Source organism: Pseudomonas sp. SM4 (genome assembly GCF_051913165.1).
Taxonomy (GTDB): Bacteria; Pseudomonadota; Gammaproteobacteria; order Pseudomonadales; family Pseudomonadaceae; genus Aquipseudomonas.
In genome coordinates this window covers 13,418-35,781 of the sequence record NZ_JBODOE010000007.1, presented here as the reverse complement: position 1 = coordinate 35,781, position 22,364 = coordinate 13,418, and the positions used below count along the sequence as shown (strand labels likewise).

The 22,364-nt window shown below is 59.6% G+C and carries 23 protein-coding genes; 5 read left to right on the top strand and 18 right to left on the bottom strand.

Annotated features, from left to right (window positions below; all coding sequences use genetic code 11):
• Nucleotides 1-43 precede the first annotated feature (43 nt).
• Both recR and ACQ4MY_RS14575 read left to right on the top strand, forming a co-directional pair.
• Nucleotides 44-646 (top strand): recombination mediator RecR, encoded by a 603-nt coding sequence (gene recR, locus ACQ4MY_RS14580; RefSeq protein WP_440095624.1) that lies wholly within the window; start codon nucleotides 44-46, stop codon nucleotides 644-646.
• Nucleotides 647-800: 154 nt separating this feature from the next.
• Entirely contained in the window at nucleotides 801-1,949 is a 1,149-nt protein-coding gene (locus tag ACQ4MY_RS14575; RefSeq protein WP_440095623.1) for an acyl-CoA dehydrogenase family protein, read from the top strand.
• A gap of 135 nt (nucleotides 1,950-2,084) precedes the next feature.
• On the opposite strand, the gene ACQ4MY_RS14570 is transcribed toward ACQ4MY_RS14575, so the two are convergent.
• Together ACQ4MY_RS14570 and fnr are read right to left on the bottom strand one after the other, a co-directional pair.
• The gene (locus tag ACQ4MY_RS14570) at nucleotides 2,085-2,633 is read right to left on the bottom strand and encodes an adenine phosphoribosyltransferase (RefSeq protein WP_007918333.1); all 549 of its coding nucleotides are present in this window, start codon (nucleotides 2,631-2,633) and stop codon (nucleotides 2,085-2,087) included.
• 78 nt (nucleotides 2,634-2,711) lie between these two features.
• Nucleotides 2,712-3,446, bottom strand: a complete 735-nt coding sequence (fnr, locus tag ACQ4MY_RS14565; RefSeq protein ID WP_008088813.1) for a fumarate/nitrate reduction transcriptional regulator Fnr — start codon at nucleotides 3,444-3,446, stop codon at nucleotides 2,712-2,714.
• Nucleotides 3,447-3,600: 154 nt separating this feature from the next.
• On the opposite strand from fnr, the gene ACQ4MY_RS14560 reads away from it, so the two are divergent.
• A complete protein-coding gene (locus tag ACQ4MY_RS14560; protein WP_158834583.1) occupies nucleotides 3,601-4,083 on the top strand; it encodes a hypothetical protein in 483 nt (160 codons plus the stop codon).
• On the opposite strand, the gene hemN is transcribed toward ACQ4MY_RS14560, so the two are convergent.
• The 6 genes from hemN to ccoG form a co-directional block, all read right to left on the bottom strand.
• Entirely contained in the window at nucleotides 4,080-5,462 is a 1,383-nt protein-coding gene (gene hemN / locus ACQ4MY_RS14555) for an oxygen-independent coproporphyrinogen III oxidase (RefSeq protein WP_440095622.1), read from the bottom strand. The two genes, ACQ4MY_RS14560 and hemN, sit on opposite strands and share 4 nt — an antisense overlap.
• A 169-nt stretch (nucleotides 5,463-5,631) precedes the next feature.
• Nucleotides 5,632-6,315 carry a sulfite exporter TauE/SafE family protein gene (locus ACQ4MY_RS14550; RefSeq protein WP_039770036.1) on the bottom strand — a complete coding sequence of 228 codons (684 nt, stop codon included), beginning with the start codon at nucleotides 6,313-6,315 and terminating at the stop codon, nucleotides 5,632-5,634.
• On the bottom strand, nucleotides 6,308-6,520 hold the full coding sequence (gene ccoS, locus ACQ4MY_RS14545) for a cbb3-type cytochrome oxidase assembly protein CcoS (protein ID WP_008088809.1): 213 nt from the start codon (nucleotides 6,518-6,520) through the stop codon (nucleotides 6,308-6,310). The genes ACQ4MY_RS14550 and ccoS overlap by 8 nt, the downstream gene beginning before the upstream one ends.
• 22 nt (nucleotides 6,521-6,542) lie before the next feature.
• Complete coding sequence (locus ACQ4MY_RS14540) at nucleotides 6,543-8,993, bottom strand: heavy metal translocating P-type ATPase (RefSeq protein WP_440095620.1); 2,451 nt, start codon at nucleotides 8,991-8,993, stop codon at nucleotides 6,543-6,545.
• A 135-nt stretch (nucleotides 8,994-9,128) separates the two neighbouring features.
• Entirely contained in the window at nucleotides 9,129-9,668 is a 540-nt protein-coding gene (locus tag ACQ4MY_RS14535; protein WP_158834595.1) for a FixH family protein, read from the bottom strand.
• Nucleotides 9,669-9,679: 11 nt separating this feature from the next.
• Entirely contained in the window at nucleotides 9,680-11,095 is a 1,416-nt protein-coding gene (gene ccoG, locus ACQ4MY_RS14530) for a cytochrome c oxidase accessory protein CcoG (protein WP_440095619.1), read from the bottom strand.
• A gap of 596 nt (nucleotides 11,096-11,691) precedes the next feature.
• Between ccoG and ACQ4MY_RS14525 the strand changes: the two genes are divergently transcribed.
• A complete protein-coding gene (locus ACQ4MY_RS14525; protein ID WP_440095618.1) occupies nucleotides 11,692-12,663 on the top strand; it encodes a metallophosphoesterase family protein in 972 nt (323 codons plus the stop codon).
• Nucleotides 12,664-12,700: 37 nt separating this feature from the next.
• Here the strand turns inward: ACQ4MY_RS14525 and ACQ4MY_RS14520 are convergent, their stop codons facing one another.
• The 10 genes from ACQ4MY_RS14520 to ccoN (ACQ4MY_RS14475) form a co-directional block, all read right to left on the bottom strand.
• Nucleotides 12,701-13,120 carry a type II toxin-antitoxin system VapC family toxin gene (locus ACQ4MY_RS14520; RefSeq protein WP_440095617.1) on the bottom strand — a complete coding sequence of 140 codons (420 nt, stop codon included), beginning with the start codon at nucleotides 13,118-13,120 and terminating at the stop codon, nucleotides 12,701-12,703.
• Complete coding sequence (locus ACQ4MY_RS14515; protein WP_045123357.1) at nucleotides 13,120-13,374, bottom strand: type II toxin-antitoxin system Phd/YefM family antitoxin; 255 nt, start codon at nucleotides 13,372-13,374, stop codon at nucleotides 13,120-13,122. The genes ACQ4MY_RS14520 and ACQ4MY_RS14515 overlap by 1 nt, the downstream gene beginning before the upstream one ends.
• A 260-nt stretch (nucleotides 13,375-13,634) precedes the next feature.
• Nucleotides 13,635-14,618, bottom strand: coding sequence for a cytochrome-c oxidase, cbb3-type subunit III (gene ccoP, locus ACQ4MY_RS14510; protein WP_008088799.1), 984 nt, complete (start codon nucleotides 14,616-14,618; stop codon nucleotides 13,635-13,637).
• The gene (locus ACQ4MY_RS14505) at nucleotides 14,615-14,800 is read right to left on the bottom strand and encodes a CcoQ/FixQ family Cbb3-type cytochrome c oxidase assembly chaperone (RefSeq protein ID WP_003175465.1); all 186 of its coding nucleotides are present in this window, start codon (nucleotides 14,798-14,800) and stop codon (nucleotides 14,615-14,617) included. Before ACQ4MY_RS14505 ends, ccoP (ACQ4MY_RS14510) begins: the two co-directional genes overlap by 4 nt.
• A 5-nt stretch (nucleotides 14,801-14,805) precedes the next feature.
• Nucleotides 14,806-15,414: a cytochrome-c oxidase, cbb3-type subunit II gene (ccoO, locus tag ACQ4MY_RS14500; RefSeq protein WP_007917161.1), complete on the bottom strand. Its 609-nt coding sequence runs from the start codon at nucleotides 15,412-15,414 to the stop codon at nucleotides 14,806-14,808.
• Entirely contained in the window at nucleotides 15,414-16,856 is a 1,443-nt protein-coding gene (ccoN, locus tag ACQ4MY_RS14495; protein WP_008082037.1) for a cytochrome-c oxidase, cbb3-type subunit I, read from the bottom strand. Before ccoN (ACQ4MY_RS14495) ends, ccoO (ACQ4MY_RS14500) begins: the two co-directional genes overlap by 1 nt.
• A 481-nt stretch (nucleotides 16,857-17,337) precedes the next feature.
• Nucleotides 17,338-18,291: a cytochrome-c oxidase, cbb3-type subunit III gene (gene ccoP / locus ACQ4MY_RS14490; RefSeq protein ID WP_440095615.1), complete on the bottom strand. Its 954-nt coding sequence runs from the start codon at nucleotides 18,289-18,291 to the stop codon at nucleotides 17,338-17,340.
• Complete coding sequence (locus tag ACQ4MY_RS14485; protein ID WP_008082033.1) at nucleotides 18,288-18,485, bottom strand: cbb3-type cytochrome oxidase subunit 3; 198 nt, start codon at nucleotides 18,483-18,485, stop codon at nucleotides 18,288-18,290. The genes ccoP (ACQ4MY_RS14490) and ACQ4MY_RS14485 overlap by 4 nt, the downstream gene beginning before the upstream one ends.
• A gap of 3 nt (nucleotides 18,486-18,488) precedes the next feature.
• A complete protein-coding gene (ccoO, locus tag ACQ4MY_RS14480) occupies nucleotides 18,489-19,097 on the bottom strand; it encodes a cytochrome-c oxidase, cbb3-type subunit II (RefSeq protein WP_440095613.1) in 609 nt (202 codons plus the stop codon).
• A gap of 10 nt (nucleotides 19,098-19,107) precedes the next feature.
• A complete protein-coding gene (ccoN, locus tag ACQ4MY_RS14475; protein ID WP_053118803.1) occupies nucleotides 19,108-20,532 on the bottom strand; it encodes a cytochrome-c oxidase, cbb3-type subunit I in 1,425 nt (474 codons plus the stop codon).
• Between the two features lie 95 nt (nucleotides 20,533-20,627).
• On the opposite strand from ccoN (ACQ4MY_RS14475), the gene ACQ4MY_RS14470 reads away from it, so the two are divergent.
• A complete protein-coding gene (locus ACQ4MY_RS14470; RefSeq protein WP_440095611.1) occupies nucleotides 20,628-21,305 on the top strand; it encodes an alpha/beta family hydrolase in 678 nt (225 codons plus the stop codon).
• The last annotated feature ends 1,059 nt before the right edge of the window (nucleotides 21,306-22,364 follow it).

The following is a 22,364-nucleotide window of genomic DNA, read 5'->3' as shown; positions in this document are numbered from 1 at the left end:
CGGGTATAAACCGCGTCTCGTTGTTTTGTCGGACTTTTTACCCATGAGCTTCAGCCCTTTGATTCGCCAACTGATCGACGCCCTGCGCACTTTGCCGGGCGTCGGTCAGAAAACCGCCCAGCGCATGGCGTTGCAGATGCTCGAGCGTGACCGCAGCGGCGGCTTGCGTCTGGCGCAGGCACTCAGCCAGGCCATGGAAGGCGTCGGGCACTGCCGCCAGTGCCGCACGCTGACCGAAGACGATTTGTGCCCGCAATGCGCCGACACCCGCCGCGACGACACGTTGCTGTGCGTGGTGGAAGGGCCGATGGACGTTTACGCGGTCGAGCAGACCGGTTTCCGTGGGCGCTACTTTGTGCTCAAAGGGCATTTGTCGCCGCTCGATGGCCTGGGGCCTGAGGCGATCGGCATTCCGCAATTGATGGCGCGGATCGAAGAGGCGGGGACGTTTGCTGAAGTCATCCTCGCGACCAACCCGACGGTGGAGGGCGAGGCCACGGCGCACTACATCGCGCAGTTGTTGCAGAGCAAAGGCCTGATCGCCTCGCGGATTGCCCATGGGGTGCCGTTGGGCGGCGAGCTGGAGCTGGTCGATGGCGGCACGCTGGCGCATTCGTTTGCCGGGCGTAAACCGATTTCCCTCTGATAAAAATCAAAAGATCGCAGCCTGCGGCAGCTCCTGCATTGGAATGCATTTCCCTGTAGGAGCTGCCGCAGGCTGCGATCTTTTGATCTTCTGTATCTTGTAAACCAAGCAAGCGCTCGGTTAACGTCGGCGAACCCTTCCGTGGAGCTCGCCCATGCCTGCCTTTCAGGAATACTTCGACCCCAGCCACCAAATGGTCCGCGACAGCGTCAGACGTTTCGTCGAACGCGAGATCCTGCCGGACATTGATCAGTGGGAAGAGGCCGAAAGTTTCCCCCGTGAGCTGTACCTGAAGGCGGGCGCCGCCGGAATACTCGGTATCGGTTACCCAGAGGCGCTCGGTGGCAGCCATGAAGGCGACCTGTTCGCCAAGGTCGCCGCCAGTGAAGAACTGATGCGCTGCGGCTCTGGCGGCCTGGTGGCGGGGCTGGGGTCACTGGATATCGGTCTGCCACCGATCGTCAAATGGGCGCGCCCCGAAGTACGCGATCGCGTCGTCCCGCAAGTGCTCAGCGGCGAAAAGATCAGCGCCCTGGCCGTGACCGAACCGGGCGGTGGATCGGACGTCGCCAACCTGCAGACCCGCGCCGTGCGTGAAGGTGACGTCTATCGCGTCAGCGGCAGCAAGACCTTTATCACCAGCGGCGTACGCGCCGACTTCTACACCGTTGCGGTGCGCACCGGTGCGCCGGGTTTTGCCGGCATCAGTCTGTTGCTGATCGAGAAGGGTACGCCGGGCTTCACCGTCGGCCGCCAGCTGAAGAAAATGGGCTGGTGGGCGTCGGACACCGCTGAATTGTTCTTCGCCGATTGCCGTGTGCCTGTAGGAAACCTGATCGGTGCCGAGAACATGGGCTTCGCCTGCATCATGGGCAACTTTCAGAGTGAACGCCTGGCGCTGGCGCTGATGGCCAACATGACTTCCCAGCTTGCACTGGAGCAGAGCCTGAAATGGGCGCGTGAGCGCGAAGCGTTTGGCAAGCCCATTGGCAAGTTTCAGGTGATCAAGCATCGCCTCGCCGAGATGGCCACGGCGTTGGAGGTGTCGCGTGAGTTCACTTACCGGCAGGCGGCGAAAATGGCGGCGGGGCAGAGTGTGATCAAGGAGATTTGCATGGCGAAGAACTTTGCCACGGACACTTCGGACCGGATCACCACGGAAGCGGTGCAGATTCTCGGTGGACTCGGTTACATGCGCGAGAGTCTGGTGGAGCGGTTGTATCGGGATAACCGCATTCTGTCGATTGGCGGCGGTACGCGAGAGGTGATGAACGAGATCATCAGCAAGCAGATGGGGCTTTGAATAATTGGTGAAGCAACTGGCGTCATCGCTGGCAAGCCAGCTCCCACAGGTGTCTTTGGCGTACACAAAATTTGTGAACGACCGAAATCACTGTGGGAGCTGGCTTGCCAGCGATGGCGTCAGTGAAATCGCCGCTTACTTATCAGTCAACGCAAACTGCGTCAGGCAAAACGTTGGGATACCCATGTCTTCCAGGCGCTGCGAACCCTGCAACTCCGGCAAATCAATAATCGCCGCCGCCTCATGCACCCGCGCGCCCATCCGGCGAATCAGGTTGGCCGCCGCAATCAGCGTGCCGCCCGTGGCGATCAAGTCATCGAACATCACCACCGAGTCGCCTTCGCACAGGCTGTCGGCGTGTACTTCGAGGAACGCTTCGCCGTACTCGGTCGCGTAACCTTCAGCCAGCACGTCGGCCGGCAGTTTGCCTTGCTTGCGGAACAGCACCAGCGGCTTGTTCAACTGATACGCCAGCACCGAGCCGATCAGGAAACCACGGGCATCCATCGCGCCGATGTGGGTGAAGTCGGCTTCCACATAGCGGTGGGCGAAGCTGTCCATCACCAGGCGCAGGGCCGTCGGCGACTGGAACAGCGGGGTGATGTCGCGAAAGATCACGCCCGGTTTCGGGAAGTCGATCACGGGGCGGATAAGCGATTTGATGTCGAAGGAGTCGAAGACCATCGTCGAGGTGTCCTGGCAGGGCTGCAAACGGCGCAGTATACCCGCGGCTGAAACGCTTCGCTCAACCGCGGATCGAGATCAGCCTTCGAGCGAGCCACCGGCCAGCGCGCAGAGCTGGATCGGGTCGAGGATATGAATCTCCTTGCCCTCGGCGGCGATCAGCTGGTTTTGCTGGAAGCGGGTGAACACGCGAGACACGGTTTCCACGGCCAGACCGAGGTAGTTGCCGATTTCGTTACGCGACATTGCAAGGCGGAATTGGTTGGCCGAAAAGCCGCGAGCGCGGAAGCGTGCCGACAGGTTGACCAGAAACGTGGCGATGCGCTCGTCGGCGGTTTTTTTCGACAGCAGCAACATCATTTGCTGGTCGTCGCGGATTTCACGGCTCATTACGCGCATCAACTGGCGGCGCAGCTGCGGCAGTTGCAGGGCCAGTTCGTCGAGACGTTCGAAGGGGATTTCGCAGACCGAGGTGGTTTCCAGCGCCTGGGCCGACACCGGGTGTTTCTCGGTGTCCATGCCGGACAGGCCGACCAGTTCACTCGGCAGGTGGAAACCGGTCAGTTGTTCTTCGCCGCTGTCGCTCAGGCTGAAGGTCTTCAGGGCGCCGGAGCGTACTGCATAAACGGAATCGAACGTGTCGCCCTGACGGAACAGGAACTCACCCTTTTTCAGCGGGCGGCCGCGTTTAACGATTTCGTCCAGCGCATCCATGTCTTCCAGATTCAGAGAAAGTGGCAGGCAGAGAGGGGCCAGGCTGCAATCCTTGCAATGGGCCTGGTTGTGAGCGCGCAGTTTAACTGGCTCGGACATTTCTTAAATCCTTGTGGGAAAACACACATAAGCCGTAAGGGTAACCCACAGGAGGACATTCAGGCCAGTCTGCGGCGACTTTGTCCTACGGCTATAAAGCCGCAGGACATGCCGCCGATAAACAGGTATCAGAACGCATACAAGGAACGCTTCGATGGCCGCTATCGGTACGCTAAGCCCCGCTAACAGCGGCGTTGCATCGTTGCTGGAAACCAGCCGAAACACGGTTGATCACGAGCAGGACGGTGAATCGTCGCTGCTGACAAGCCCGACCTTGGTCGAGGGCGTCAAAGTGTCGCTGTCCGGTGCCGCCATCCACAAGTCCGCCGGCTCAGGCGGCGACAACCGCGACATCGAAGAAAGCGGCTTGCCGGAAAACATCCAGCAACTGCTGAAAATGATCCGCCAACTGCAACAACAGATTGCCGAGAAGAACGCCCGTATCAAAGCGGTCATGGCCGACAAGACCCTGTCCACCGAAGAGAAGATCGCCAAACTCGCCGCGCTCAAAGGCGCCATTGCTGCACTGAACAATGGCTTGATCACCGCCAACCTGTCCTTGTCCAAAGTCATGAATCAGTCGAACCTGACCCCGGAACAAACCATGAAAACAGCCTCGCTGCTGATGAAGAACTAAATCACCCGCGAGAAGCGCTGACGGTTCTGCTGTTCCAGATATGCGTCGAAGACCATGCACACCGCGCGCACCAGCAGGCGTCCGGCCGGCAACACCTCGATGCGTTCGCGATCGAGAGTAATCAGGCCATCGTTGGCCATGCCCTGCAATTGCGGCCACAGCGCGCCGAAATAGCCCTGGAAATCGACGTTGAACTGCTGTTCGATCTCGGCGAAGTCGAGGCTGAAGTTGCAGATCAATTGCTGGATCACCGCTCGGCGCAGGCGATCATCGGCGTTGCACACCAGGCCACGGCTGGTCGCCAGTTGTGCGGCGGCGAGGGTGTTCTGGTATTCGTTGAGGTCGCTGCTGTTCTGGCAGTACAGGTCGCCGATCTGGCTGATCGCGGAAACCCCCAGACCAATCAAATCGCAATGACCGTGGGTGGTGTAGCCCTGGAAGTTGCGTTGCAGGGTTTCCTCTTCCTGAGCGATGGCCAGTTCGTCGTCCGGCAGGGCGAAGTGGTCCATGCCGATGTAGCGGTACCCGGCGGCGGTCAGTTGCTCGATGGTGCGCTGGAGCATTTCCAGCTTCTGAGCCGGGCTTGGCAGTTCGTTACCGTTGATTCGCCGCTGCGGCATGAAGCGCTCGGGCAAGTGCGCATAGTTGAACACCGAGAGCCGGTCCGGTTGCAGGCTGATGACTTCCTCGACGGTACGGGCGAAGTTGTCCGGCGTCTGCTTGGGCAAACCGTAGATCAGGTCGACGTTGATCGAGCGAAATTGCAGGGTGCGCGCGGCATCGATGACGGCACGGGTTTCTTCCAGACTTTGCAGGCGATTGACTGCGCGTTGTACGGCCGGATCGAGGTCTTGCAGTCCGATGCTGACGCGATTGAAACCGAGTTCACGCAGCAGCCCCATGGTCGACCAGTCGGCTTCACGCGGGTCGATCTCGATGCCGTAATCGCCGGAGTCGTCCTCCAGCAGGTTGAAGTGCTTGCGCAGGTGCGCCATCAACTGGCGCAGTTCATCGTGGCTGAGAAAGGTCGGGGTGCCGCCGCCAAAGTGCAGTTGCTCGACTTTTTGCGCAGGGTCGAGGTGGCAGGCGATCAGCTGGATTTCCTGTTCGAGCCGTTGCAGGTACGGCATCGCACGGCCGCGATCCTTGGTGATGACCTTGTTGCAGGCGCAGTAGTAGCAAATGTTCGCGCAGAACGGCACATGCACGTACAGCGACAACGGGCGCAGGGCTTTGCGGCTGTCGCGCAGGGCATGGAACAGGTCGAAGGTGCCGACCTGACTGTTGAATTGCACGGCCGTCGGATACGAGGTGTAGCGCGGCCCCGCCAGGTCGTAGCGGCGGATCAGATCAGTGTCCCAACGAATGGCGTCGAGCATGCGGGCATTCCCCCGGATAGGCTGGCAGTGTGGCGAGTCTATCGGGGTGCGGCGGTGGGGCTGTTGATTTGCATCAACAGCACAAGAGCAAAAGATCGCAGCCTGCGGCAGCTCCTACAGGGGGACACATTCCAATGTAGGGGCTGCCACAGGCTGCGATCTTTTGATTTTAATGCCCCATCAGCCAATGCTGGTGCGGGCCGGGCAATGTCCAGATGCCGAACAGGATGACCAGCAAACCACCGGCCATGCGCACGCTGCGCTTGCGCAATAGCGCCGTCACCCGCTCGGCCGCAAGCCCGGTGGCGAGCAACACCGGCCAGGTGCCGAGGCCAAAAGCGAGCATCAATAACGCACTGTCCAGCGCATTACCCTGACTCGCCGACCACAGCAACGTGCTGTAAACCAGCCCGCAGGGCAGCCAGCCCCACAACGCACCAAGCAGCAACGCACGTGGCAGGCTCGACACCGGCAGCAAACGGTTGGCCACCGGCTGAATGTAACGCCACAGCCCACGCCCGAGGCTTTCAATGCGCGTCAGCCCGCTCCACCAGCCGGCCAGATACAAACCCATGGCGATCAGCAGCAACCCGGCCAGCACGCGCATGAACAGCGCGGCGGGGCTGTTGGCCACCGCCCATCCGGCCAGGCCGATCAGCAGTCCGGCTGTGGCGTAGCTGAGGATTCGCCCAAGGTTATACGCCAGCAACAAGCGAAAACGCCGACTGCGCTGCTCCTTGGGAATCGCCAGGGTCAGTGCGCCCATCAAGCCGCCGCACATGCCCAGGCAATGGCCGCCACCGAGCAAACCGAGAATCAGTGCCGAGACCAGCAGTGGCGCCAGTTCAAGCATGGGGAGGGGCCTTGTCGTCCGGTTTGCTGGCGTTCACTTCGTCGACGGCAGCGGTGTGTTTCGGGTCCTGATCGTCGAACAGGATGCTGTGCGCCGGGCCGTCGAGGTCGTCGTACTGACCGCTGTCCACCGCCCAGAAGAAGATGTACACGGCGATGGCGACGATCAGCAACGCGGCCGGAATCATCACGTAGAGAGCTGGCATCTGTACTCCAGGCCCGCGCGGCTCAGGCCGGCAGCGGGCGGGTTGGCGATCGGGTGCTGGCGTGCGGCGAACCCGGCAGGCGAGTCAGGCGCAAAGCGTTGAGCACCACGGTCAACGAACTGATCGACATGCCAACCGCCGCCCACACCGGAGTGATCCAGCCGAGGGCGGCGAACGGCAACATGAGGCCATTGTACAGCGCGGCCCACAGCAGGTTCTCGATGATTACCCGGCGGGTGCGTCGCGCCAACGTAAAGGCTTGCACCAGGGCATCGAGGCGATTGGACAGCAACACCGCATCGGCGCTGGTTTTCGCAAGGTCAGTGGCCGAGCCCATGGCCACGCTGATGTCGGCCGCCGCCAGCACCGGCACGTCATTCACGCCGTCGCCGAGCATCAACACCTTGCGACCTTCCTTGTGCAGCTGTTGCAGGACTTGCAGCTTGTCATCGGGGCGCAAGCCGCCTCGCGCCTCGTCGATACCGAGTTCGGCGGCGACGCTGGCGACCATCGGCGAGCTGTCGCCGGACAACAGCAACGTGCGCCAGCCCCGCGCCTTGCACGCGGCAAGTAGAGCAGGGGCGTCGTCACGCAAGCGGTCATCGAGAACGAACCAGGCCAGCGGCCCGTGAGCGTCGCCCAACAGCAAGCATTGTCCCGCCTCGTCCGGCATCGGCGGTGCCGCAACGCCACTGAGGGCGCAGACAAAATCCGCCTGACCAATACGCAGCCGCTGCTCGCCCACCAGCCCTTCGAGGCCGAGTCCCGGCGTGCTGTGGACTTCTTCGGCGGCCAGCGGTGCACGGCCGAACGCGCGGGCAATCGGGTGTTCCGAGCGGTTTTCCAGAGCGGCGGCGAGGCTCAGGCATTGATCGCTGTCGAGTGCGCCGAGCGGGCGAATCGAACGCAACACCAAGCGGCCTTCGGTGAGGGTGCCGGTCTTGTCGAAAATCACTGTGTCGATCTGGTTCAGACCTTCCAGCACATGCCCGCGCGTCAGCAGCAGACCGAGTTTGTGCAGGGTGCCGGTGGCCGCTGTCAACGCCGTCGGCGTCGCCAGCGACAGCGCGCAAGGGCAGGTCGCGACCAGCATCGCGAGGACGATCCAGAACGCTCGCGACGAGTCCAGTTCCCACCACAACAGACCGATGGCCGCCGCCGCGATCAACGACAAAAGCAGGAACCATTGCGCGGCGCGGTCGGCGATTTCCGCCAGTCGCGGTTTCTCCGCCTGGGCGCGGTCGAGTAAACGAACGATGGCGGACAATCGAGTGTCCTGCCCCAACGCCTGCACTTCAACGGTCAAGGCGCCTTCGACATTGAGGGTGCCGGCAGTGACTGCATCGCCGAGCGTGCGTGGTTGCGGCAGATATTCACCAGTCAGCAGCGATTCATCGACGCTCGACTGGCCGTCGATGATCTTGCCGTCTGCCGGCAGGATCGAACCCGGTTGCACCAGAATTCGATCACCCAGGCGTAATTCGCTGAGCAGGATGCGTTCGCTCTGACCGGTGCTGTCCAGCCGCAGGCATGAGGCGGGTAGCAGGTTCACCAGTTGGGCGGTGGCGGCGGCGGTTCGTTCACGCGCGCGACGTTCCAGATAGCGCCCAGCGAGCAGGAATAGGGCAAACATGCCGACCGCGTCGAAATACAACTCGCCGACGCCGCTGATCGATGTCCATATCCCGGCGATGTAGGCGCTGCCGATGGCCAACGACACCGAGACGTCCATGGTCAGATGCCGTGTGCGCAGATCGCGCATCGCCCCTTTGAAGAACGGTGCGCAGCTATAGAACACGATCGGTGTGGTCAGGAACAGCGCTACCCAACGCAGAATCGTGTGCAGCTCAGGGCTGAGGTCGATGTTGAATTCGGGCCAGGTGGCCATGGTCGCCATCATCGCCTGGAACCACAGCAGCCCGGCCACGCCGAGTTGGCGAAGGGCGAGACGATTTTCACTGGCCAGTTGCTCGCTGGCGCGGTCGGCCTGATACGGGTGGGCGGCGTAACCGATGTGGCGCAGTTCGGCGAGGATCTGGCTCAGCGGCAATTGTGCGTCGGCCCAGCTCACGTGCAGGCGATGGTTGGACAGGTTCAGGCGCGCCTCGGCGACGGCGGGCAGCGTGCGCAGGTGTTTCTCGATCAGCCAGCCGCAGGCCGCGCAACTGATGCCTTCCATCAGCAGGGTGGTTTCGGCCAGATCGCCTTCATGGCGAACGAACGGTTTTTGCACGTCGGCGCGGTCGTACAGCGCCAACTCATCGACCAGTTGCACCGGCAGCGCTTCAGGGTTGGCCGAGGCTTCGCTGCGGTGCTGGTAATAGTGTTCGAGGCCACCGGCCACAATGGCTTCGGCCACCGCCTGGCAGCCCGGGCAGCAGAACTCGCGGGACTCGCCGAGCACGACAGCGGTGAAGCGACTGCCGGAGGGGACGGGCAAGGCGCAGTGGTAGCAGGGGAGTGGGGTGGTCATGGCACGTGTTCCGATGATCGTTCCCACGCTCCGCGTGGGAATGCCTCCCCGGACGCTCTGCGTCCGCTTCGGCTGGGACGCGGAGCGTCCCTGGCTGCGTGCCCACGCAGAGCGTGGGAACGATCAGAGTCAGGGTTACTTCTTGAGGTCTTCGGCGCCTTGCAGCGGTTCGTCGCCGAGCAGCAGGTCCTTGTCGTGGCTGACCAGCTCTTCTTCAAACATACGCCAGACGTGGTCATCCTGACTGCCGAGCAGTTCGACAAAGCGACGACCTTCGACCTTGTCGCCGAGTTGGCCGATGTAGCGACCCGCTTCGGTTTCGCTGCGGGTCAGGACGATTTTGCGATCCTTCTCCGGCTGGGTCGGCGAGATCAGGTTCAGCTCAAGGGTTTTCGGCTGGCTGTCGCCGCTCAAACGCAGGTCGACTTCACCGGTGAGATCATCCAGATGCACATTGGCGCGCATCTTCAGGTTCTGCGCGAGCAGTTCACGGTCCAGCGAACGGTTGATGCCTTTGCCGGCCTCGTAGTAGTTGTCGTTGACCAGGTTGTCCGGGTTGTTCACCGCGATGGTCACCATCGACAGGGTCAGGGTCACCGAACAGGCCAGAATCCCGATGATGATCCATGGCCAAAGATGCTTGTACCAGGGACTTGCGGCGTTTGCTGCGGGCATGTTCAGTTCTCTCAACGGATTTGTGGGCCGATGAATCGGCTCTTGGCTTCAACGTGGACGCTGGCGTCATCGGCATCCTTGAGGATGAATTTCACCTCGTTGGTGCTCGATGGCAGTTGTTCCGGTGCGCTCGACAACTCGACCGGCATGCTGAATATGTCACCGGCCGCGACCTTGATCTCGCGTTTGCCTTGCAGGCGCAGATCCGGCAGGCCGCTGGCGTCCAGCAGGTAGGTGTGGTCGCGCTGGTCCTTGTTCATGATTTTCAGGCTGTAGACGTTTTCGATCCGCCCTTCAGCGTTTTCGCGGTACAGCACGCGGTCCTTGCTGACATCGAAACCAACCAGCGAGCGCATGAAGAACGCGGTGACCAACAGGCTGATCATCGCCAGCAGCACGATGGCGTAGCCGATCAGACGTGGTCGCAGTTTATGGGTTTTCTGCCCGGACAGGTTGTGCTCGGTGGTGTAGCTGATCAGCCCGCGCGGGTAGTCCATTTTGTCCATGATGCTGTCGCAGGCATCGATGCATGCGGCGCAGCCGATGCACTCGATCTGCAGGCCGTCGCGGATGTCGATGCCGGTCGGGCAGACCTGCACGCACATCGTGCAATCGATGCAATCGCCCAGGCCCAGTGCCTTGTAGTCGACGCCTTTCTTGCGCGGGCCACGGCTTTCACCGCGCCGCGGATCGTAGGAAACGATCAGTGTGTCCTTGTCGAACATCACGCTCTGAAAACGCGCATACGGGCACATGTAAATGCACACCTGCTCGCGCAACCAGCCGGCGTTGCCATAGGTGGCGAGGGTGAAGAAACCGACCCAGAAATACGACCAGCCATCGGCCTGGCCGGTGAAGAATTCGAAAACCAGTTCGCGGATCGGCGAGAAATAGCCGACGAAGGTCATGCCGGTGACGAACCCGATCAACAGCCACATCAAGTGCTTGGCGGCTTTGCGCAGGAATTTGTTGGCGCTCATTGGCGCCTTGTCGAGTTTGATGCGCTGGTTGCGGTCGCCTTCGGTGACCTTTTCGCACCACATGAAAATCCACGTCCACACGCTTTGCGGACAGGTGTAACCGCACCAGACCCGACCGGCATACACCGTGATGAAGAACAGGCCGAAGGCGGCAATGATCAAAAGGCCGGACAGCAGAATGAAATCCTGTGGCCAGAAGGTCGCGCCGAAAATGAAGAACTTGCGCTCCGGCAGGTTCCACCACACGGCCTGATGGCCGCCCCAGTTCAGCCACACCGTGCCGAAATACAGCAGGAACAATGCGGCGCCGCCCATCATCCGCAGATTGCGGAACAGGCCGGTGAACGCGCGGGTGTAGATTTTTTCTCGAGAGGCGTAAAGGTCAACGCTGTTGTTCGCGTTTTTGCTCGGTGGTGTGACGTCGTGTACCGGAATCTGGTTGCTCATCATTGCATCCCACGGCAGTGGAAAAATGCCTCGGTCGATACGTGCCAACCGCGGTCAAAAAGGGGTGTTGCAGTGGCGCAATGATACGCCTGTCGCTCTAGCTCAAGGGTGCGACCTTTGGTCGCGTTGGGGAAAAAACCTGAATGGTGTAGCGAATGTAACAAAGCATGATGCAGGTCAATTGACTTGTGAAGTATGGACGGTTTTCACAAAACCGGCGGAGGTGATTCGGCATGGCACGATCTGTCGCTGTTTTTGTGCCCTCACACGAACGTGATATCGTCGGGCGAGCGATCGGGTTTTGTGTTTGTGAGGGCATAACAAATGATTAATAAGTTGTTTTCGCCACTATGGGGTGGGGCGCAAATATTAATGTTTGTTGATCTGTTGAAGAGGGTAAGTGCTGCTAAATCTTATAAGTGCTAAGGGCGGTATATTCTTTTGAAATAACTTTCATTTAATGTTCGGTATTTTTAGTTTGAGGTGTTTCGGTGTTTTCCGTTAGCTTTGGCTGGCACGCCGCTTTGCGCGGCGGCTAATGTTATTTAACTAATGGAGGTTTTAACGCAGCGACTATCAAGGAAGTAGTAAAAATAATGGCCAGTGTCGGTATACTGTTATGGATGCCGCTGGCCCAATCCAATGAAGCAATGCCTCAGCACATGGTTTTTGCATCGGACCCTCAGTATCCCTGGACAGACAAGACTGACAGTGGCGAGCATGAGTCGGATGTCGATTTTGATCAGCGCTCCAAATGGCTGGTGGACACGCAGTTTGCGAGCATCGCCGATTTCCGGCGGCAGATGGGCGGGCAGGCGCAGGTGCCACTGATGATTAATGGCGACATCACAGCCTTCGGCCATCCGTACCAGATATCCTTTATGAAAAGTGCGTTGAATAAACATTTCGGTCGCGACTATTTATACGGTCTGGGTAATCACGACTACGAAAATAATATAGATGACTGCTTTGGTAATCGCTGCGCCGCCAACAGTGTTGTTGCGTACGAAGAACACCACAGAGGCAAAGTCGATGAGTTTGACCTGCGCGTGACTGGCGGTGGATTAGGTAAACAGTACAAAGGCAGTCTCGCATACTCGAAAGATGTCGGGGAGGTGCGCTTGATTCAGCTGAATAATGAGCCGACCTATGCCGTAGATATAGTCCATCCCTACCATGAGTTTAAGATCACCCAATCGCTGGATTGGCTTGAAACCAACTTGAGGCTTGCGCGGGTTCAAGGCTATGCAATCATCATTAACATGCACAAACCTTATGATTGGAATGGGAACTGGGATCAGGAAAAGCGCTTCAGGAATATGATCGAACAGTATCAAGTGACGGCGATATTTGCCGGCCATCTTCACAGGAATGGCGGACGAGTGAGCCAGATCGGCACCGTTCCGATGTTTCTCAGCGGTGCGGCTTCCCAGCAGACCTATCTGATCGCAAGCTTCTCCAAGGATCGCAAGCAACTGGAAGTGAGTCTGGTTGAGCGTAATGAATGGCGTAAGCGCGAGCCAGTCGCCACGGTGCCAGTGAAATCGATCTGGGCCGAACGGCCATAAAAAAGCCCCGCCAGCGATCTGGCGGGGTTTTTTATGATCAGTTATTGGCAGCGATCCATGGGTTGATCAGGTGAACGCCGCTGGTTTGAAAGTCCGTAACGTTACGGGTGACCAACGTCAGGCCATGTACAAGGGCGGTGGCGGCAATCAAGGCGTCGCATTCATTGCTGCGATCAGGCACGTGCAGTTGTGCGCATCGGGTGGCAACGGCGCTATCGACCGAGAGTATTCTTCCGCTGAAGGCTGGTTTGACGTGCCGCTCAAGCCAGTTACGCAACATCACTCCTTGCAGCGGGTCGCGGCGTTCGATCCGCAGAATGCCGGTTTCCAACTCCAATACCGTGATTGCCGATAAGTACAGGCTCGCCGGTGCGACGCTGCTTGCCCATGTCAGCACCTGCTTGTCGGCTTGGGGTTTTCGCAATTCGGACACTACATTTGTATCAAGTAGAAACATCAAGACAGGTCCACGCTACGAGGGGTGATGAGGGCGCGCTCTGGTTCGAATTCGATTTCAGGCGTATTCGGCATGACCAGCAGCTCGACGATGCTGGTCTGGCTACCGGTCAGTCTCTGATACTCCTCAATGCTCAGCAGTACGTGGGCAGGCTTGCCACGATCAGTGATGATGACCGGGCCCAGATGCGTGGCCTTTTTGGCAGCGCTGGTGTCCTGGTTGAATTCGCGGCTGGAAATGGTTTTGATGGCCATAATGTTCGGCCTCCTGAAATGCTGATGTAGAAACGTTACTACTTTTACGTTGAGCCAGCAATCGGGCAGGTGGGTTGCGGACGATCGGAGGGTTACTGTCATATCGGCACCGGCGAAAGCGTTTCTGCCTAAGGGCAAAAACCTACGGGGCAGCGCTGCTCAGGTCTATTGAGCAAATGTCGCAAGGCATGAATGCCAGCACAAAAAAGGCCCCGCCAATTTAAATCGGCGGGGCCTTTTTGGTGTTACAGGCGTTGGCCTTATTCGGCGTTCGCTTCCGGTGCTTTTTCACCGTGAGACAGGCTGTAAACGTAAGCCGCCAGCAGGTGAACCTTGTCGTTGCCTTGCAGTTGTTCCTGCGCAGGCATCTGGCCCTGACGGCCGTAACGGATGGTCTGCTGCAGTTGCGCGAAGCTCGAGCCGTAGATGAACGCGCCCGGGTGGGTCAGATCCGGCGCGCCCATGGCGGGAGTGCCTTTGCCGGCCGGACCGTGGCAGGCCACGCAGTTGGCGGCGAACAGTTTGCCGCCGTTTTCCGGGTCAGCCTTGGTGTCTTCCGGCAGTTTGCGGCCATCGAGTTTGGTCACGACGAATGCCGCGACGTCGGCCACGCCTTGTTCGCCAATCACTTCAGCCCAGGCCGGCATCACGGCGTGACGACCGCCCATGATGGTGGTCTTGATGGTTTCCGGCTCGCCGCCCCAGCGCCAGTCGGCGTCGGTCAGGTTAGGGAAACCGTAAGCGCCCTTGGCGTCGGAACCGTGGCACACCGAGCAGTTGGAGGCGAACAGACGGCCACCCATTTTCAGTGCTTGCGGATCCTTGGCGACTTCTTCGATTGGCATCGCGGCGAACTTGGCGAAGATCGGACCGAACTTGGCGTCCGAGCGGGCCATTTCCTTTTCCCACTCGTGCACGCCGGTCCAGCCGGTCTGGCCGTTGGCGAACGCGGTCTGCTTGTCGTTATCGAGGTAGTTGTACCCCGGCAGCAGGCCTTTCCAGTTGCCCAGACCCGGGTACAACACCAGGTAACCCAAGGCAAAAACGATGGTGCCGACAAACAGCATGAACCACCATTTCGGCAGTGGGTTGTCGTACTCCTCGATCCCGTCGAAGGAGTGCCCGACCGTCTCGTCCGTCTGTTCGCTGCGCTGGCCCTTGCGGGTCGACAGCAGCAGCCAGGTCAGGGAAAAGATCGTACCGAGACTGAGGACTGTGACGTACAGACTCCAGAATGTAGTCATTCTTTGTTACTCCTAGAAGCTTGCTCGACGTGCTTGATGGCTTCGGGATCATCCGCAAAAGGCAACAAGGTCGCGTCTTCAAACTCCGACTTGCGCTTGGGGCTGAACACCCACAGCGCCAGACCGATGAAGGCCACCATCACAACAACGGTGCCCAGGCCACGAATCATCCCGATATCCATCTAATTCACCGTTTGCTTTTGATGATGGTGCCCAGGCCTTGCAGATAGGCCACCAGCGCGTCCATTTCGGTTTTGCCCTTCACGGCATCCTGTGCACCGGCGATGTCTTCGTCGGTGTAAGGGACGCCGAGGGTGCGCAAAACCTCCATTTTCTTGGCGGTTTCCTTGCCGTCGAGCTTGTTTTCCACGAGGAACGGGTAAGCCGGCATTTTCGACTCAGGCACCACGTTGCGCGGGTTGTACAAGTGCGCACGTTGCCAGTCATCGGAGTAACGACCGCCGACCCGGGCCAGGTCCGGACCAGTACGCTTGGAACCCCACAGGAACGGGTGATCCCAGACGCTTTCACCGGCAACCGAATAGTGGCCGTAGCGTTCGGTTTCGGCGCGGAACGGACGGATCATCTGCGAGTGGCAGCCGACACAACCGTTGGCGATGTAAACGTCGCGGCCTTCCAGTTCCAGCGCCGAACGAGGCTTCATGCCTTCGACCGGCTTGTTGGTGACGTCCTGGAAAAACAGCGGAACGATTTGGGTCAGGCCGCCAACGCTGACGGCGATGACCATGAAGAAGGCCAGCAGGCCAATATTCTTCTCGACAGCTTCATGCTTCATCAGTGAGCTCCAACGACAGCGATCTGGGCGGCGGCTTCAGCTTCAACAGCGTTCGAGGCGCGCACAGTGCGCCAGACGTTGTAAGCCATCAGGAACATGCCGCTGGCGAAGAAAGCACCGCCCAGGGCACGGACGATGTAGCCCGGGTGGCTGGCTTGCAGCGCTTCAACAAACGAGTAGGTGAGGGTGCCGTCGTCGTTGATTGCACGCCACATCAGGCCCTGAGTGATGCCGTTGACCCACATCGAAGCGATGTACAGCACGGTACCGATGGTCGCGAGCCAGAAGTGCGCGTTGATCAGACCGACACTGTGCATCTGCGCACGGCCGAACAGACGCGGGATCATGTGGTAGATCGCGCCGATCGAGATCATTGCCACCCAGCCGAGAGCGCCGGCGTGTACGTGGCCGATGGTCCAGTCGGTGTAGTGCGAGAGCGAGTTGACGGTCTTGATCGCCATCATCGGCCCTTCGAAGGTCGACATGCCGTAGAACGCCAGGGAGACCACGAGGAAGCGCAAGATCGGGTCGGTGCGCAGCTTATGCCAGGCGCCAGAGAGGGTCATCATGCCGTTGATCATGCCGCCCCAGCTTGGCGCCAGCAGGATGATCGACATCGCCATGCCCAGCGATTGTGCCCAATCCGGCAGTGCGGTGTAGTGCAGGTGGTGCGGGCCGGCCCAGATGTACAGGGTGATCAGGGCCCAAAAGTGCACGATCGACAGGCGATAGGAGTAGATCGGACGCTCGGCCTGTTTCGGCACGAAGTAGTACATCATCCCGAGGAAACCGGTGGTCAGGAAGAAGCCCACCGCGTTGTGGCCGTACCACCACTGGATCATCGCATCGGTCGCGCCCGAGTAGGCGGAGTAGGACTTGAACAGGTTCACCGGCAGGGAGGCGTGGTTGACGATGTGCAGCATCGCCGTGACGACGATGAACGCACCGTAGAACCAGTTACCCACATAGATGTGCTTGGTTTTGCGCTTGGTAATGGTGCCGAAGAACACCAGACCGTAGGTGACCCAGACAATGGCCAGCAAAATGGCGATCGGCCATTCCAGTTCCGCGTATTCCTTGGTGGTGGTGTAACCCAGCGGCAAGGTAATGATCGCGCCGACAATCACCGCTTGCCAGCCCCAGAAGGTGAAGGCGGCGAGGCTGTCGGAAATCAGTCGCGTCTGGCAGGTTCGCTGCACGACATAGTAGGAAGTGGCAAATAGTGCACAACCACCGAAGGCGAAAATCACCAGGTTTGTGTGCAACGGGCGCAGGCGTCCAAAGCTCGTCCACGGCAGACCGAAGTTCAACTCCGGCCAAACCAGTTGCGAGGCGATGAAGACACCGAGCCCCATGCCAAGGATCCCCCAGACCACCGTCATGATGGCGAACTGGCGGACTACCTTATAGTTATAAGCAGTCGGACTGATTGCTGTGCTCATTCTAAGGTTCCACGGTTTGGGTGTTTTATTAGGATTAAAATCGGCCGCAAGTATGCAGAGAGCAGGGGGTCATTGCAACGCGCCATGACCTGGGTCAATGCTTTCCAAGGCTGATTCTGCGGCCTTTCCATGCGCCGCGTAAGGACAAAATCGGCCTCGGACAAAATGTCGCAGCGGACGAAAAAAGCGAGGGGTTCAGGTCACTTGTAACGAGGTATGTTCGAACGGCCAGTTCGGCTGATGAATGGCAATCGGCGCGACAGCCGGTATCTACCGGCCTTTGCGGCGAGTCTGTCAGCCAATTCATCGAACATATCGCTCGGGGTCGACCTGCAACCGGCATGAGCCAGTCCGCATCGAGCAAGCTTAGACCCGAATTCGGGGAACCGAAAGGCGAGGCTGTTAAGGGGTGCGACAATGCGTCGCAAAGGGGTGGGAAACTGCCGCACGGAGAATCGTGCGGCAGAGGTGTGCGCAATGCTTACTTCTGGTTGTCTTCAGTAATCAGTTTTTCTGTATTCAATCCGTGGCTGAGGCTGTACACATAAGCCGCAAGCAATTGCACTTTATCGTTGCCCAGCAGCTCGTTTTGCGCCGGCATGTGACCCTGACGGCCATGGCGAATGGTCTGCTCGAGTTGGGTCAGGCTGGTGCCATAGATAAACCCGCCCGGGTGCGTCAGATTCGGCGCGCCCATGGCTTCAGTGCCGTGGCCGGTTGCCCCATGACAGGCTACACACGTGGTGCTGAACGCTTGTTGTCCCGCTTGCAGGTCAGCCTTGTTGTCGGCTGGCAATGGCAGGCCGGCCAGTTCGTGACGCACATAAGCGGCAACGTTCTTCACCCCGGCCTCGCCCAACACTTCACCCCAGGCCGGCATCGCCGCCATCCGGCCACCCATGATGGTGGTCTTGATGGTGTCGGCGTCGCCGCCCCAGCGCCAGTCGCTGTCGGCGAGGTTAGGGAAACCGAACGCGCCTTTGGCGTCGGAGCCGTGGCACACCGAGCAATTGGAGGCGAACAGGCGGCCACCCATTTTCAGCGCCTGCGGGTCCTTCGCTACTTCTTCCACCGGCATGGCGGCGAACTTGGCGAAGATCGGCCCGAATTTGGCGTCGGCCTTGTTCATTTCCTTTTCCCACTCGTGCACACCGGTCCAGCCATCCTCGTAACCCGGGAGAATGCCTTTCCAGTTGCCCAGGCCCGGATACAGAATCAGATAGCCCACGGAAAACACCAGCGTGCCGGCGAACAGCATGAACCACCACTGCGGCAGCGGGTTGTCGTACTCCTCGATGCCATCGAAGCTGTGGCCCATGGTCTGGTCGACGCTGCCCTTGGTTTCGCCCCGGCGGGTGCCGATCAGCAGCCACGTCAGGCCGATCAGGCTGCCGATGGTCAGTACGCAGATCCACGTACTCCAGAAGGTGGTCATGGCCGGGTACTCCTTGTCTCATTTGCTTGGGTTGTTTCGGCTTGCGGTTCGTCGGCGAACGGCAGCAGACGTGCTTCAGCGAACTCCGGGGTGCGCTTGCGGTTGAACACCCACAAGGTCAGGCCGACGAAGGCGACGAACACCACGACCGTGCCGAGGCCGCGAATCAGGCCTGCACTCATTTCAATGACCATGGCTCACCTCTTGCTCTTGATCGCAGTGCCGAGCACTTGCAGGTAAGAGACGAGAGCGTCCATTTCGGTCTTGCCCTTGAGGCTGGCCACCGCGCCGCTGATGTCATCGTCGGTGTACGGCACGCCGAGGGTGCGCATGACTTTGATCTTGGTTTCGGTGTGGCTGCTGTCGACCGCCTGCGTGACCAGCCATGGGTAGGCCGGCATTTTCGATTCCGGTACGACGTTGCGCGGGTTGTACAAGTGCGCACGGTGCCAGTCATCCGAGTAGCGCGCGCCGACCCGGGCCAGATCCGGCCCGGTACGTTTCGAGCCCCACAGGAACGGGTGATCCCAGACGCTTTCACCGGCCACCGAGTAATGTCCGTAACGTTCGGTTTCGGCGCGGAACGGGCGGATCATCTGCGAGTGGCAGCCGACGCAACCTTCACGGATATAGATGTCGCGGCCTTCCAGTTGCAGCGCGGTGTAAGGCTTCATGCCTTCGACCGGTTTGTTGGTGACGTCCTGGAAGAACAGCGGGACGATCTGGGTCAGGCCGCCGATGCTCACGGCAAGCACCATGAGCAACATCAGCAGGCCGACGTTCTTTTCAATCGTTTCGTGTTTCATGGCGGACTCCTCAGGCCATCTGCGCGGCAGCGACGACGTCAGCAGGCTGCGAGGCCCGCACGGTGCGCCAGGTGTTGTAAGCCATCAGGAACATGCCGCTGAGGAAGATCGCCCCGCCAATCAGCCGCACGATGAAGCCAGGGTGGCTGGCCACCAGGGTTTCGACGAAGGAGTAGGTCAGCGTGCCGTCCTCATTGATGGCGCGCCACATCAGGCCCTGGGCGATGCCGTTGACCCACATCGAAGCGATGTAGAGCACGGTGCCGATGGTCGCGAGCCAGAAGTGCGCGTTGATCAGGCCGATGCTGTGCATCTGCGCTTTGCCGAAGATTTTCGGGATCATGTGGTACAGCGCGCCGATCGAGATCATCGCTACCCAACCGAGCGCGCCGGCGTGGACGTGGCCGATGGTCCAGTCGGTGTAGTGGGAGAGGGCGTTGACCGTTTTGATCGCCATCATCGGACCTTCGAAGGTCGACATGCCGTAGAACGCCAGCGAGACCACGAGGAAGCGCAGGATCGGATCGCTGCGCAACTTATGCCAGGCGCCCGAGAGGGTCATCATGCCGTTGATCATGCCGCCCCAGCTCGGTGCCAGCAGAATCAGCGACATCACCATGCCCAGCGACTGTGCCCAGTCCGGCAGCGCGGTGTAGTGCAAGTGGTGCGGGCCGGCCCAGATGTACAGGGTGATCAGTGCCCAGAAGTGCACGATCGACAAACGATACGAGTACACCGGGCGCTCGGCCTGTTTCGGCACGAAGTAGTACATCATCCCGAGGAAACCGGCGGTGAGGAAAAAGCCTACGGCGTTGTGGCCGTACCACCATTGCACCATCGCGTCGGTTGCACCGGCGTACACCGAGTAGGACTTGGTGAAACTCACCGGCAACTCAAGGTTGTTGACGATGTGCAGAATCGCCACGGTGATGATGAACGCGCCGAAGAACCAGTTGCCCACGTAGATGTGTTTGGTTTTGCGCTGCATGATCGTGCCGAAGAACACGATGGCGTAGGCGACCCAGACAATGGTGATCAGAATGTCGATCGGCCATTCCAGCTCGGCGTATTCCTTGGAGCTGGTGTAACCCAGTGGCAGGCTGATTGCCGCCAACAAGATCACCAATTGCCAGCCCCAGAAGCAGAACGCGGCGATTTTTGGCGCAAACAATTGGGTCTGGCAGGTGCGTTGCACCGAGTAGAACGAACTGGCGAACAGCGCACAGCCACCGAACGCGAAGATCACCGCGTTGGTGTGCAGCGGGCGCAGACGGCCGAAACTGGTCCAGGGCAAATTGAAGTTGAGTTCGGGCCAGACCAATTGGGCCGCGAGAAAAACCCCGAGCCCCATGCCGACGATGCCCCATACCACCGTCATAATGGCGAATTGGCGGACCACCTTGTAGTTGTAGGCGGTACTGATAGAAGTGTTCATGGTTCCCCATCCACGGTTCAGCCGAAGTGAGCGCGCGCAAAAGACGCGGCGAATCCTTCGTCTGGAGTTATAGGCAGACTAAAAGCGAGGCAAGCATGGACAAACAGCACAAGGCCAGTATTGACGGGGATCAATGGGCGCAGTGCGTGCGTGATCATGGGTGGCTTTGGGATGCCGCGTCGGGTGAGGCTGCGGCGACGTTGATCCTTGCGCATGGTGCTGGTGCGCCGATGGATAGCGAGTGGATGAACGATATGGCTCGGCGCCTTGCCGGGCTTGGGGTGAATGTGTTGCGGTTTGAGTTTCCTTATATGGCGCAGCGGCGGGTTGATGGGGTGAAGCGGCCGCCGAATCCTGCTGCGAAACTGCAGGAATGTTGGCTTGAGGTGTATGCCGAGGTGCGGCGTCATGTCGCTGGGGTTTTGGCCATTGGCGGGAAGTCGATGGGGGGGCGGATGGCCAGTCTTTTGGCTGACGAATTGGGCGTTGATGCGTTGGTGTGTTTGGGGTATCCGTTTTATGCGGTGGGCAAGCCGGAGAAGCCTCGGGTTGAACATTTGGCCGCTTTGAAGACGCGGACGTTGATTGTGCAGGGGGAGCGGGATGCGTTAGGCAATGTTGCGGCGGTTGAGGGCTATGCGTTAGCGCCGGGGATTGAGGTGTTTTGGTTGGCGGCGGGGGATCATGATTTGAAGCCGTTGAAGGTTTCGGGGTTTACCCATGAACAGCATTTGGCCAGCGCTGCGCAGAAGGTGGTTTCGTTTCTTCGGTGATTTGGGTGTATATCCGTTGCTGCGGTAACGGCTTCTTAGGGTTTCGCCCTTACGGCGACTCACTTTTTTGACAAACGCCTCAAAAAAGTAAGCAAAAAAAGGCTTGCTCCTACGTTCGGCCCGCTCGCTGGGGCTCGGGGTTCCTTCGCTCCGGGATCGATCCTGGCGCAGCGCCTACGGTTTGCTTCGCTGCACCTCCTCTCGCTGTGTTTGGCTGCGCCAAACGGTCGCTGCGCTCTCACGCCCGGATCAATCCCTCCACTCAGCCTTCCGACGTCGCCCGTGGATCAAGATCAAAAGCGGTACTCGAGCTTGCGCTCATTGTTGAGTGGTGCGGCTGCGCCGCGAGTTTCAGGTAGGAGCTGCCGCAGGCTGCGATCTTTTGATCTCGCTTTTCGTAGGAGCAGAGCCTGCTCGCGAAGGCGGCCTGCCAGCCGACCAATGTCTTACAGACTGCATGCAATCCCTTTGGGAGCTGGCTTGCCAGCGATGAGACCAGCACATACAACATCAATATCGACTGCCCCACCGCCATCGCTGGCAAGCCAGCTCCCACACTTTCTTGTGCCCGAACCACCATCCCCTGTAGGAGTGAGCCTGCTCGCGATAGCGTCCGTCCCGGCAACATAATATTGACTGTCCCACCGCCATCGCGAGCAGGCTCACTCCTACAGGATTTTGCGCCAAGCACAGGTTTTTGAGTACATCGCCGAAACTGTGGGAGCTGGCTTGCCAGCGATGGCGGCCTGACGAACAACACCAAAATATCAGGGCAACTTCCCGCTTTTTCTGTCAGTAAACGCAATCCTGCGAGCGCGTTTAAATTACACAACCCGTTACGCCACAAGCCCTACAACGCCTTGCGCCGTTACCTACGCGTACGCCAGAATCCGCCGGCATACGCGACCATGGCTCGGGCTATATCGTTTCCCTGTCACTGAAAATCAGTGATCGGGTTTGGTAGCCCGTCTGTAATAGTTGTATGGCGACACCTTCTGCAGCCTCTTTTTTGCGGCTTGCTTTATATGGTGGTCATGCGGGGGGCTCTTTCGAGAGCGC